Consider the following 12,061-nt stretch of genomic DNA (forward strand, 5'->3'; position numbering starts at 1 on the left):
GGATCAATCAGATATCAGCGTCAGCCAGGTCATCAGCAGTCTCTTTGACTGGCGACGCTTTAACGTCCGGCGCTGGAGTCAGCAACTTGTCGCGCAGTTGCTTCTCGAGCTTGGCGGCAATTTCCGGATTGTCTGCCAGGAACTTGGCCGAGTTAGCCTTGCCCTGACCGATCTTGGTGCCTTCATAGGCATACCAGGCGCCGGACTTCTCAACGAAACCGTGCAGCACGCCCAGGTCGATCATCTCACCGTTGAGGTAGATGCCCTTGCCGTAAAGAATCTGGAACTCAGCCTGACGGAACGGCGAAGCCACCTTGTTCTTAACGACTTTGACGCGGGTTTCGCTACCGACGACTTCATCACCTTCTTTCACCGCGCCAGTCCGGCGGATGTCCAGACGAACCGAAGCGTAGAACTTCAACGCGTTACCACCGGTGGTGGTTTCCGGGCTGCCGAACATCACACCGATTTTCATACGGATCTGGTTGATGAAGATAACCAGGCAGTTGGCGTTCTTGATGTTACCGGTGATTTTACGCAGCGCCTGGGACATCAGACGGGCTTGCAGGCCCACGTGCATGTCACCCATTTCGCCTTCGATTTCAGCCTTTGGAACCAGAGCTGCCACGGAGTCGACGATGATCACGTCAACCGCGTTGGAACGCACCAGCATGTCGGTGATTTCCAGGGCTTGCTCGCCGGTGTCCGGCTGCGAAACCAGCAGGTCGTCGACATTGACGCCCAGTTTGCCGGCGTATTCAGGGTCAAGGGCGTGTTCAGCATCGACGAAGGCACAGGTCGCGCCGGCTTTTTGAGCCTGGGCGATCACCGACAGTGTCAGCGTGGTTTTACCGGAGGATTCAGGACCGTAGATTTCAACGATACGACCTTTTGGCAGACCGCCAATGCCGAGCGCGATGTCCAGACCCAGAGAGCCAGTGGAGATAGCCGGGATCGCCTGACGGTCCTGATCGCCCATACGCATTACGGCACCCTTGCCGAATTGACGTTCGATCTGACCCAGGGCCGCAGCCAAGGCTTTCTTCTTGTTGTCGTCCATTAAAGTCCTCACGTAATCAATAAGGCCTGACGGCCAACACCTGTATAAGTAGCCAGTATTATTCCACAGCGTTTCAGGATCGCCTACCCCTGATTTGAGATTTCTCCAGTGGTATGGCGCAGCAGCCCCTCTAGCGCGGCCTTGACCGTTTGTCGGCGGACCTCGTCGCGGTTTCCGGGGAAGTGCCGGACCTCGCTGAACACCGCCTCCCCGACGCCCCAGGCTAGCCAGACGGTGCCCACCGGTTTGCTCGCGGAACCGCCGTCCGGCCCCGCAACACCGCTGACCGCGACGGCAAAACGCGCATGACTTTTCTCCTGCGCGCCTCGGACCATGGCCTCGACCACCTCGCGACTGACCGCCCCCACCGTCGAAAACAACTCGACCGGGACATTCAATTGCTCGGTTTTCTGGCGATTGGAATAGGTGACATAACCGGCCTCAAACCACGCCGAACTCCCCGGAACCCGGGTGATCGCCTCGCTGATCCCGCCGCCGGTGCAGGACTCTGCGGCGGTGACGTGGGCATTGAGAACCTGCAAACGCCTGCCAAGTTCAGCGGCCAGTTGGGTGATTTCTTTCACGGTCATCTCCTGAGCAAGCGGAATGAGAACTACCGTACACGAGCGTAACGCGCTTGCAAGGCGCAGGATCGATCAAAATGTTAACGAGCGAGGGCTCTGATATAAGCCTGACAGGCCTGCAAGGCAATCAGTCCGCGGTCGCCGGCGTCGGTGATGGCGATAATTCGCTGAGCATGCGCAGGGTCAAGTCGGGCGCGCGCGATTCCATGATCCACGCGGCTGGCTCCGGAGGCGGTTGGCACTGCACAGACAGAGGCCGCGTCACGGGCATCGAGGAGGACTGACAGGCGCACATCAGCAGTGGCAAGACGATCGCGCAGGCGACCTTGATCACGTTGGGCATCGCTAAGCGCTCGGTAATGGGTTTGTTCGCTGATCGAAAGACGCTGCTCCAGTGCTAGACGCTTGTCCTGTTCGGCCTGTTGCTGCGTTGCGGCTGCCAGAGTCAGTTGATTCAGTACCTCGGCGTGCAGCGTGGCCTGTTCCGCCAGTTGCCGGCCATAACGCCAATCCTGAAAGCGCCAGGCCAGCGCCGCCGAGCCGCCGGCCAACACAGCCAGAAACACAACAACGCCAATGATGCGGTAAGGCACCGGGATCAAACCGAAGGCTGGCATAACACCGCCCTCGCCCGAGCCCAGAGTTGCAAGCGATCCTGCAAACCGTTCAGGCCGCCGTTGATGCGACGGGTGATGCTGTTGAACTGGTCGCGGTCGGCCAGTTCATTGAAGCCATTTTGCTCCCAGAACCAGGCAGCCGATTCAGCTGCCCACCGGGGCTTTTCCAGAAGTCCTGGCAAAAATAGCAAACGATCATCACCGAAGAGTCCGAGACTGCACTGACGGTAATTGTCACGACCCGTAATCTGAATCAGGCCTCGACCACGGTATTTTTGACCGTCGCCGTCGGACTCTGGCGTATTACCCAGGCGCACAGCCAATGCGCCAGTGTCGTACTTGCTCAAGTATTGAGCGCTGCCCAACTCACGCACGTACTGCAACTGCCCCGACTCGTGACCGACTTGCGCAAGGAACGCAGCGATGCGTTTCGGGGTATTGATGTTGCGGTGGGTCATGGCGGTGTTGAGCGCAGAAATGAAAACGCCTGCTTGGGAGCAGGCGTTGGGCATAACGATCTGTAGTTGTTGCTGCGTAACGGTCATATTGCCTCCAGAATGCCGGCGGCGACTCGATCTACAAGACGTGGGCAGTGATCACGCACTTGGTCGATCAGTAGAGTGAGCTTCATGGTGTTTTCACCGGGCAATAAAAAACCCGCTTGTTGGCGGGTTTGAGTGAAAGGTACTGGCCTTGGAAAACCCGCGTCCTTGCGGGTCGGATGCCGGTCGGCACCGCTGCTCGCCATTCCATTGGGCTTTGTGATCAGTCATCCTGGCGAGGATCTCGCGGAGGCACTTCGCAAACGCCAATCCGCTTGGCCGCCCAGCGCTCATAAAGGCCAATGGCAACGTCTGCCCCGGCCATCGCCGTCAGGCAACCGAACGCGCATGCCGTCCAGATCGACACGCCGGCGGCATACAGCAGCATGATGGCCGAGACCCCGCAGACCATGCAGGCCCCGGATCGCAAGGCCAGGCGCCGCAGCAATGACCAGCCGCGGGCGCCCTCCTTGTCGGCGCGCCACATTTCGCCGGACACCCCGCCCACCAGGGCGAGGACGATGACGAGCCAGATCGGCATGTCCAGCAACGCTTGTTGCTCGTTTGTCATGTCACGCCTCCTGCGGGTGATTGATGAGTGATGTGTGTGTGTCTTTCAAACGGTGTCTCTTGAGTTGCCTGACGGTAGGTAGGCATTCCAAAAAGCCCGGCGCTAACCGGGCTTTTCAGAATGCGGTCCTTCGCATTGACCTTTCGGCGCTACTGGCGCGGTACGGATCGATTCAAATTGTTTTTCCGACCGCGGTCCCTGCCCGCCGGATAACTGCTTGTGGTGCTTTACGCTGCACACCCGGGTCAGTTGCCAACCCTCTGAACCGTTGAGGCCGGTTCATCGCTGCCTTTGTGGTGGAACTAAAGAGCTTTGCTTCGAGCTGCTTTTGAGCTGCTTTTGAGCTGCTTGAGACAAAGAATATGCATGTATGCATATACAGTCAATGCATTGATGCATTTATTTGTACGTTAAAATGCGCAGACGCATGAAAGCGCCGCAGACAAAGGCGCTGGTGGTTTTTGGCAGGCGAAAAAAAACCCGCTCGATGGCGGGTTTTATCTGACAGCGGTGAGGTTAACGGGCGTACATGCCCCACCAGAAGACGTGACCGAGGATGACAATCTGCTCTTCCTGGATTTCCTGGAAGGTGTAGTCCTCGTCCGGATGTTCATCGCGATTGAAGCTGCGCAGGCGTATCCCGGTAGGCAGGCGATAAAGCTGTTTCACTCGCAACTGGCCGTTATGGTTGATGGCATAAAGGTCGCCATCCACGATATCGCCGATCCCGCACTTGCCGGCATTAACGCCGACGGTGGCGCCGTCGCGCAGTACCGGCAACATACTGTTGCCGCGCACCGTCACGCATTTGGCCTGATCGAACTGAACGCCGTTGTGGCGCAGACTCCGCTTGCCAAAGCGCAGGCTAGAGCGCTCGCTCTCTTCGATGACGAACCTGCCTGATCCTGCAGCCAATTCAACCTCGCGAAGAAAGGGGACCGATACCTCGTCGTCATCGACGGGCGTATCGTCGTCCCACAGACTTATGTCCTTGAGTTCCGAATGCAATTGATCGCGCCCGGTGCTGGCTGCCGGCGCGACATCCGCGCGGCCCCGCAACTGGTCGGTGCTCACGGCGAAGTACTCGGCAATCTTCGAGATGTGTTTATCCGAGGGATCGACGATCTTCCCGCTGAGGATCCGCGAGAGAGTGGATTGAGGCACGCCGGTGCGACGGTGAAGCTCCGTGGGGGAGATCCCGTGCTGATCGAGCAGCGCTCTTAAGACGGTAGAAACATTGCGTTTTTGCATAAAGCGCATAGTGCTTGATCTTTTCGCGAAAAACAAATGCTGATTCGCATAGATCGTGCATAAATATCATATACGCACTGCCGAGCATTCATATCTGCGCCGGGCATACACCCTAGTCCAAGATGCTAGCAGATACCTTGGGTAACTCGCTGCGCTTATTGCTGTTAGCATATGGAACAGCCTCAGAATATACACAGGCAACAGCACTGATTCCAAAATAGGCAGTGCGCTTGCTCGCGAACGGATTTCAATGTGAAGAAAGTTGCCATCCTGCAGTCCAACTATATCCCCTGGAAAGGTTACTTTGACCTCATCGCGGCGGTGGATGAATTCATCCTTTACGATGATATGCAATTCACTAAAAACGACTGGCGCAATCGTAATCAGATCAAGACACCTCAAGGTGTGCAGTGGCTGACAGTGCCGGTGGGCCAGGATATTCGTCGGCGCATCCGTGATGTGCCTCTGGTCGACGGCTGGCAGGTAAAGCACTGGAAAACTTTGGAAAGCAATTACCGACGAGCAGCACATTTCGATGCTATCGCTAGCTGGCTTCGCCCTCTTTACTTAGACGCGTCCTATAGCCATCTGACCCAATTGAACAGCACCCTGATAAAAGTTATCTGCGCCTATTTGGGTATCAATACGCGGATATCCTGCTCTTGGGATTACCAACTGGGGGAAGGCAAGACTGAGCGTCTGGTCGACTTGTGCCGACAGTCGGGTGCCAGTGATTATATTTCCGGACCATCAGCCAAAGATTACTTGCAGCCTGAACAATTCCAGGCGCAAGGCATCGATTTGCACTGGTTCGACTACAGTGACTACCGCGAATATCCACAGCTGTGGGGCTCGTTCGTCCACGGGGTCAGTATTCTTGACCTGCTTTTCAACTGCGGCACTGGATCTCACACATACATGAAGTACGTCACGCTATGAGACTGTCGATCGTCGCCACCCTGTATCAATCCGCAAACCATCTCCAGGAGTTTCATGCACGCTGCAGCAGTGTTGCGCAAGCACATGCAGGTGATGACTATGAGATCGTTCTGGTCAACGACGGCTCGCCTGATGACAGCCTGGGACGGGCCATTCGCCTGACGGAAACTGACCCGCATGTGGTGCTGGTCGACCTTTCACGGAACTTCGGTCATCACAAGGCGATGATGACCGGCCTCGCCCATGCCAGGGGTGATGAGGTGTTCTTGATCGACAGCGACTTGGAGGAACCGCCGGAGTGTCTGCTGACTTTTTCCGAGCAGATGCACGGCGAGAACTGTGACGTGGTCTTCGGAGTGCAAGAGCAGCGTAAGGGCAGTTGGTTCGAACGATTGAGTGGTGGTCTCTTCTGGACGTTGATCAACCGGTTGTCCGGTTTGTCGCTCCCCGCCAATGTTGTCACGGCTCGTTTGATGACTCGGCGCTATGTAGATGCGCTACTGTGCCATGAGGAACGAGAGGTGTTCATGGCCGGTTTGTTTCACATCACCGGCTTCGTACAAAAGGCTGTCACCATTCAAAAACTCAGCACAAGTCAATCAACCTACACCTTCAGGCGCAAATTGTCGTTGGTGGTGAATTCCGTCACATCTTTCAGCGTCCTACCGCTGGTCGCCATTTTCTACATCGGCCTTATCATTTTCTCATTCGCCTGCTGCTATTCCGCTTACCTGCTGATCAACTGGCTGTTCTTCTCATATATCATGGCGGGCTGGACTTCAGTGATGGTCTCGATCTGGTTGCTTGGCGGCCTGGTCCTCTCATGCATGGGCATCATCGGCATCTACCTTTCCAAAGTATTCTCCGAAAGCAAGCGCCGCCCCTACACCATAGTCAGGAACATTTATGGCCGCTCATGACGGAAAAACACGCCTGGCTCGAGGTGCGACAATTGCTGGACGTAGAAGCTGAATGAACAGCCTGACCGCTCGACTGAAACGACGGATACCTGCTGCGCAATTGATCAAGTATGGCTTGATCGGTTTACTCAGCAACGCCTGCGGCCTTGCCGTTTACCTTTTTTTGACCGAACTGGGAAGCCCACCGAAGCAGACCATGACAGCTCTCTATGTAGCCGGCGCACTTATCAGTTTCTTTGGAAACCGGCACCTGACCTTTTCTTACGAGGGAGGGACTTTAGGTTCAGGTATTCGCTTTGTCATTGCCCACATGGGTGGTTATGGCATCAACCTCTTCCTGCTGGCGTTATTCGTCGATCACTTCGGATACGCCCACCAGTGGATACAGGCAGCGGCAATCTTTGTGGTAGCTGGCTATCTGTTTGTAACCCTCAAATTCTTCGTATTCAAAACAGCTCAATGATGCGGTTCACTGTTGCTGATTGCCACTCAACCCTAATCGGAACACTGCGATGACTAGCGAAAAAATTCAATTTAATCGCCCTCACATGACCGGCAAGGAATTGTATTACATCGCCGAAGCCAAGTTCGGCAATATGCTGGCGGGCGATGGGCCGTTCTCCAAGCGCTGTCACCAGTGGCTGGAGAACGCCAGTGGCTGCAACAAGGCCTTGCTGACTCATTCTTGCACCGCAGCACTGGAAATGGCGGCCTTGTTGCTGGATATTCAGCCGGGTGATGAGATCATCATGCCGTCCTACACTTTTGTCTCCACCGCCAACGCATTCGTGCTGCGTGGCGGCGTGCCGGTGTTTGTGGATATTCGCGAAGACACGCTTAACCTCGACGAACGCTTGATCGAGGCAGCCATCACCCCGCGCACCCGGGCTATCGTTCCCGTGCACTATGCGGGCGTGGCCTGTGAGATGGACAACATTCTGGCAATTGCCCAACGTCACGGCTTGCACGTCGTCGAAGATGCCGCACAGGGCATCATGGCCTGCTACAAGGGTCGTCCACTGGGGAGCATTGGTAGCCTTGGTGCATTGAGCTTCCATGAAACCAAGAACGTCATATCTGGAGAAGGGGGCGCGCTGCTGGTCAACGATCCGGCGCTGGTCCGACGCGCCGAGATCATTCGTGAAAAAGGCACGGACCGCAGCAGCTTCTTCCGGGGTGAAGTGGACAAGTACACTTGGCAAGAAGTGGGTTCGTCATTCCTGCCTGGGGAGTTGATCGCGGCATTCCTGTGGGCACAACTGGAGGAAGCCACAGGCATTACCGAGCAACGGTTGGCGTGCTGGCAGCACTATCATGATGCCTTGAGCCCCCTTGAGCAGAAAGGTTTGCTCAGGCGACCGATCATACCCGCCTACTGCACCCACAATGCCCACATGTACTATGTACTTCTGGACTCGCAGATTGACCGCCAGATGGTACTCGAAGCGCTGAAAAGCGCGGGCGTTAATTCAGTGTTCCACTATGTTCCACTTCACTCATCGCCAGCCGGTCAACGCTATGGCCGGGTCCATGGATCAATGGCCGTGACCGACCGGCAGTCAGAACGGCTGATCCGGCTACCGCTGTGGGTCGGATTGACGCATGAACAACAAGATCGCGTCATCGCCGTACTCGAGACAGCACTTCGCTGAACCCTCTCAGCAGTCCCGCTCACTACGCGCCTTCGCGGTAGGAGCGGGTATCCTCCCTACCTGCTACCAAAATCGACGCAGCAATAACCACGGTCATTCTGTCGCTGAATGTCGCGAAACTCGCTGGGCACCCACTCACACCGGGTAATCAGGCCAGGGCTATTTCTTTCCTTCAGAAAAGGTAGCAATTTGCCGTTGAGCAGATCCCCGCCGTAACCGAACTCCGAAACATACAGGACGTGTATAGGACTGCGATCTCTCAGGTAGGCGAAATAGGTCATGTGATCGACCACTACATGCTCAGCGTTGTCCGCCGGAATATGACAGGACTCGCCCAGCTCCCGGATCGAATCCAGGTGTGCCTTGACGCCCATTACCGGTACAGACAGCGGCTGACCAGGAATACTGGCGTTGGCATAGTCAGCATTGCGCAGCAGATTCGGCGTTACCAGATAAAACAGTGTAACTAACGACATGAGTGCGAGACCGGCCACAAACGCTAGAGTCAGATACCCCGCAATCCTGGCCGCAAACCATGGCCGGACAACCGGCAGGCACTGGAACAGTAAGACTACGATAACAATAGATAGGGGAACGTACTGGATGCCGGCGTAAAAGTTCTGGAGGTTATACAGCGCGATATTGATCAAATCGCCTGCGGCCAGCAGTGACGCCAGGAAGAGTGCCGCCGGCATCCGCCGTCTTGCCAGGGAGACGACTGCCACGCCTACCGCCAACAAATGGCTTCCCACCACCAAAACTAGCAGGGTGTAATGAATAAGCGGGTTCAGCCAGAGCAACAGACCGGGTTTGTCCGTCAAGGGCGGCAACCAACCCGATTGAAAGGTAGGGTTAAAGGTCAGGTGAGCAAGCATCCGCTCGGAAAACAGGCCGAGGTTTTGCCAAGCCGCTCCAAAGAACGCAAGAGGGTCGCTCAACAACATTCCGGGCATCAGACTGTTCGCAGCCAGTAAGCTTTGGATAGCAGGTGCATCCAGACAGCCACCGAGGAAACTGGCATCTCGTAACACTTGCGTACTTAAAGCAAGTACATACATCAACAGGCCGGCGCGAATCAGCAACCTGAAACCTCGCGTGGCTATCCATACGGCAGCAAGAAAGAACGGCGTAAAAAAAAGACTCTTGGGATGAGCGTAGAAAAATACCGAAAGCAACAGCACTAACCCGCCCATTAAGATCAGTTGACGTCTGCTGCTGCTCGATACGGGGGCGAACAGTGCCAAAATGCAAATGAGCAGAACCGGCAATAACATGAACTGCTCGGGGCGCGACAGTACCCAGAGATATGGCATGACACCTAGGGATGCAAAGGCAGCCAGTAAGGTGAAACGCCTCACCCATCCCTCTGCTGTTTGCCGATAGCACCAGTAAGCCAACAACCCGAACCAAACCGACGCTAGTACAACGCCACTCACCCGCAAGCCGAAAGGTTCCAGATAGGCGTAAACCGAGGAAATCAATATCGCAGCAGGATAAAAAACCCAAGCTACCCAATGGCCGACAGTGGTGGTGCATTGCGGATAAAACGAGAGCATCTGCCCGCTTTCCATGAAAAAGCGTGCATTGTTGAATTTCGTCACAACCTCATCAGAATAGACCGGAAGAAACACTCCGCTGAGCAGTGCACAGATCAGCACCATGGGTATCAGCAGTAGGATTTTTTTTGGTAAAGCATTACTCATGGTTAAACGCCAAGTCGACAGACAAAAGAGGTGCGCAAGCTAACATCAGCTGACCGGAGGGTGAAGCACGTCGTTGCAGCGAACCTCTCGGCACTGCAACTAAATCCATCTGCCGGCAACACTATTTTTTGCCTGGATGCCCCAGGATGTCTAGTTGCTGGCCTTCTTTCGAACAAAGACCGATCCGGCCTTTATGAATGAGCCACTTGGCACAGACGTATGATCTACCACCACCCCACCGGCACCAATGAAAGTATCGATGCCGACCCTGGAGTGTCCGCAGAGAGTGGCATTCGGGGAAATAAAGGTGTTTCCATCGACCACGCAGTCGTGATTGATCACAGCCCCAGGCCATACAACGGCAAGATCCCCCACCTGCGCTCTGATGTCCAGAACAGCACGCGCCATAACCAAGGCGCCAGCACCAATCGTGGTGCTGTCACTCACGTATGCCTGTGGATGAATGAAAGATGGCAGGCAGTACCCATGAGCTAGCAGCTCGTCGAACTTGCATCGACGCGCCTCAAGGTGTTTGTACCCGATGGCAATGGCAAAGTCATACTCTTCAGGCGGACACGTCTGGATAACGTCCGCCAGCGTCCCAATAATACCCTCGCCGGCGTGCCAGTCATCGACGAAACCGGCGAAATGCGCCCCGCAGTGCCGTACCAGCTCGCGCACGACGGCTCCAAACTCTGTCGACCCATAAACCAGAATTTTCTTCTTCATTGATCACTGCCACTCCCTCTATATTGACTAAACGCCAAGAAAACCAGCGTCTAGCATCCGCGCTCTAAGGTATCAGAGTCCCTAAAGTTAAAAATCAAATCAACACCGTGGGAACATCCTGCGCGCACGGTATCTGGTTCCGCGCTTAGCCATGCAGATTCTGCGGCTGTCACTTCAATTTCCCCGGGCGCAACACCCCTTCCTCCAGCCTTATTCCGTCACCGCCCACACTGCTGCCAGGCCACAGCGGCCTGACTGATGAAATTTTCACCGCGAGCCTCGCCCCAAACTGTACGGGCAAGATGTCACTCGGCTTTGCGGTGGCGATTATCCTCCTTCAGACAAAAAAATCGATGGCGGGAAGAGATGAGAATCGTTGAAGCCGGATTTCATACCTCTTGAAACCTGATATAGGGCTACACGCCCCTATCAACACTGGTACACTTGTACATTTCAAGACATAACTAAATGCTGAATTCCATACAGTTTCTTAGGGCCTTCGCTGCATGGATCGTGGTACTGCATCACTACGTACAACTTTCTGGAAATAAAGAAAGCAACATGATTACTGCATTACTCTACAACTATGGATCGATAGGCGTAGATATTTTCTTTATCATCAGCGGCTTCGTTATTTACGCATCGACCTCTAAAAAAACAATCTCCCCAAAAGAATTTGCCATTCACCGAATAGCTCGAATAGTGCCAGCCTACTGGCTATACACCCTGATCACCGCGCTCACAATAATTGTGGCACCAAGCATAATGCCAGCCCTTGGAATCAGCTTGGATTTCTTCTTAAAAAGCATGTTGTTTTTGCCAGCACAGAACCCCTCAGGGCTCGGCCTATTTCCAGTGTTATCTGTAGGTTGGACGTTAAATTTTGAAGCTGTTTTCTATTTGATTTTTGCTTTATCCCTGCTCATTCCGAAGTATCTACTTACTGCTGGGCTTTTTATTGGAATCGTACTCATACAAACTTTCGCACCCAAGCTAGGAGGCTCATTCGCATTCTACGAAACACCAATAATTTACAATTTCTTGTTTGGCGTTTTTATTGCGGAAATCTATAAACGTGGCTACCACCGCTCGATATCCATAACCATCGCAATATTGATTTTCGCAATATCGACCATCGTAATTGCTATGTCGAGGTTCGTCGACCACAACCCCCTACGCATCGGATTGCCCTGTGCTGCCATAATGCTTGCACTGATCTCTCAAGAACACCGCTTTTCCAAGGAAAGTAAAATAAACAAGCTTGGGGATTGGTCCTACTCAACCTACTTATCACACCCGATAATTATATTTTTTGTACTCGCCTTCCAGAAAAAAACCAATTTAGACTCAACGATGGCATTAGTAACGATTTGCGCTGCCGTCCTGCTTTGCTCTTATGTAAGCTACAAGTACGTTGAACTACCGTCCTCCGCATGCCTCAAGTATATCTTTCAACCTAAGATCAAGAAGCTTTCAGCACCCAATTAGAAGTT

13 protein-coding genes are annotated in these 12,061 nt (G+C 54.3%); 5 read left to right on the forward strand and 8 right to left on the reverse strand.

The window, feature by feature from the left end; genetic code table 11:
• Positions 1–7: 7 nt before the first annotated feature.
• From recA to DFS28_RS18680, 6 genes are all read right to left on the reverse strand, one after another.
• Positions 8–1,060 carry a recombinase RecA gene (gene recA / locus DFS28_RS18655; RefSeq protein WP_007907270.1) on the reverse strand — a complete coding sequence of 351 codons (1,053 nt, stop codon included), beginning with the start codon at positions 1,058–1,060 and terminating at the stop codon, positions 8–10.
• Between the two features lie 83 nt (positions 1,061–1,143).
• Entirely contained in the window at positions 1,144–1,644 is a 501-nt protein-coding gene (locus tag DFS28_RS18660; RefSeq protein ID WP_111451039.1) for a CinA family protein, read from the reverse strand.
• Between the two features lie 80 nt (positions 1,645–1,724).
• Positions 1,725–2,261 (reverse strand): lysis system i-spanin subunit Rz, encoded by a 537-nt coding sequence (locus tag DFS28_RS18665; RefSeq protein WP_111450985.1) that lies wholly within the window; start codon positions 2,259–2,261, stop codon positions 1,725–1,727.
• Positions 2,243–2,806, reverse strand: coding sequence for a glycoside hydrolase family 19 protein (locus DFS28_RS18670; RefSeq protein WP_111450986.1), 564 nt, complete (start codon positions 2,804–2,806; stop codon positions 2,243–2,245). The genes DFS28_RS18665 and DFS28_RS18670 overlap by 19 nt, the downstream gene beginning before the upstream one ends.
• Before the next feature lie 220 nt (positions 2,807–3,026).
• The gene (locus DFS28_RS18675) at positions 3,027–3,374 is read right to left on the reverse strand and encodes a phage holin family protein (RefSeq protein ID WP_111450987.1); all 348 of its coding nucleotides are present in this window, start codon (positions 3,372–3,374) and stop codon (positions 3,027–3,029) included.
• Between the two features lie 516 nt (positions 3,375–3,890).
• Entirely contained in the window at positions 3,891–4,625 is a 735-nt protein-coding gene (locus DFS28_RS18680) for an XRE family transcriptional regulator (RefSeq protein WP_033053549.1), read from the reverse strand.
• A 252-nt stretch (positions 4,626–4,877) separates the two neighbouring features.
• Here DFS28_RS18680 and DFS28_RS18685 point away from each other — a divergent pair, with 252 nt between their 5' ends.
• From DFS28_RS18685 to rffA, 4 genes are read left to right on the forward strand one after another with little or no spacing between them, the layout of a single operon-like run.
• Positions 4,878–5,564, forward strand: coding sequence for a WbqC family protein (locus DFS28_RS18685; protein ID WP_111450988.1), 687 nt, complete (start codon positions 4,878–4,880; stop codon positions 5,562–5,564).
• Positions 5,561–6,484, forward strand: coding sequence for a glycosyltransferase family 2 protein (locus DFS28_RS18690; protein ID WP_111450989.1), 924 nt, complete (start codon positions 5,561–5,563; stop codon positions 6,482–6,484). The genes DFS28_RS18685 and DFS28_RS18690 overlap by 4 nt, the downstream gene beginning before the upstream one ends.
• A gap of 52 nt (positions 6,485–6,536) precedes the next feature.
• Positions 6,537–6,947 (forward strand): GtrA family protein, encoded by a 411-nt coding sequence (locus DFS28_RS18695; RefSeq protein ID WP_111450990.1) that lies wholly within the window; start codon positions 6,537–6,539, stop codon positions 6,945–6,947.
• Between the two features lie 49 nt (positions 6,948–6,996).
• Positions 6,997–8,136 carry a dTDP-4-amino-4,6-dideoxygalactose transaminase gene (rffA, locus tag DFS28_RS18700; protein ID WP_111450991.1) on the forward strand — a complete coding sequence of 380 codons (1,140 nt, stop codon included), beginning with the start codon at positions 6,997–6,999 and terminating at the stop codon, positions 8,134–8,136.
• Between the two features lie 56 nt (positions 8,137–8,192).
• Here rffA and DFS28_RS18705 read toward each other — a convergent pair whose 3' ends face one another.
• Both DFS28_RS18705 and DFS28_RS18710 read right to left on the reverse strand, forming a co-directional pair.
• A complete protein-coding gene (locus DFS28_RS18705; protein ID WP_111450992.1) occupies positions 8,193–9,839 on the reverse strand; it encodes a hypothetical protein in 1,647 nt (548 codons plus the stop codon).
• A gap of 150 nt (positions 9,840–9,989) precedes the next feature.
• Complete coding sequence (locus DFS28_RS18710) at positions 9,990–10,568, reverse strand: hypothetical protein (protein ID WP_111450993.1); 579 nt, start codon at positions 10,566–10,568, stop codon at positions 9,990–9,992.
• Positions 10,569–11,036: 468 nt separating this feature from the next.
• Between DFS28_RS18710 and DFS28_RS18715 the strand changes: the two genes are divergently transcribed.
• Positions 11,037–12,056, forward strand: a complete 1,020-nt coding sequence (locus tag DFS28_RS18715; protein ID WP_111450994.1) for an acyltransferase — start codon at positions 11,037–11,039, stop codon at positions 12,054–12,056.
• The last annotated feature ends 5 nt before the right edge of the window (positions 12,057–12,061 follow it).

It is taken from the genome of Pseudomonas sp. 478, assembly GCF_003254125.1.
Classification (GTDB): Bacteria; Pseudomonadota; Gammaproteobacteria; order Pseudomonadales; family Pseudomonadaceae; genus Aquipseudomonas.

Coding starts and splice junctions, on each gene's coding strand:
- recA (WP_007907270.1), bottom strand. CDS start 1,060: ATGGACGACAACAAGAAGAAAGCCTTGGCTGCGGCCCTGGGTCAGATC.
- DFS28_RS18695 (WP_111450990.1), top strand. CDS start 6,537: ATGAACAGCCTGACCGCTCGACTGAAACGACGGATACCTGCTGCGCAA.
- DFS28_RS18690 (WP_111450989.1), top strand. CDS start 5,561: ATGAGACTGTCGATCGTCGCCACCCTGTATCAATCCGCAAACCATCTC.
- DFS28_RS18665 (WP_111450985.1), bottom strand. CDS start 2,261: ATGCCAGCCTTCGGTTTGATCCCGGTGCCTTACCGCATCATTGGCGTT.
- DFS28_RS18710 (WP_111450993.1), bottom strand. CDS start 10,568: ATGAAGAAGAAAATTCTGGTTTATGGGTCGACAGAGTTTGGAGCCGTC.
- DFS28_RS18715 (WP_111450994.1), top strand. CDS start 11,037: ATGCTGAATTCCATACAGTTTCTTAGGGCCTTCGCTGCATGGATCGTG.
- rffA (WP_111450991.1), top strand. CDS start 6,997: ATGACTAGCGAAAAAATTCAATTTAATCGCCCTCACATGACCGGCAAG.
- DFS28_RS18680 (WP_033053549.1), bottom strand. CDS start 4,625: ATGCAAAAACGCAATGTTTCTACCGTCTTAAGAGCGCTGCTCGATCAG.
- DFS28_RS18705 (WP_111450992.1), bottom strand. CDS start 9,839: ATGAGTAATGCTTTACCAAAAAAAATCCTACTGCTGATACCCATGGTG.
- DFS28_RS18670 (WP_111450986.1), bottom strand. CDS start 2,806: ATGACCGTTACGCAGCAACAACTACAGATCGTTATGCCCAACGCCTGC.
- DFS28_RS18675 (WP_111450987.1), bottom strand. CDS start 3,374: ATGACAAACGAGCAACAAGCGTTGCTGGACATGCCGATCTGGCTCGTC.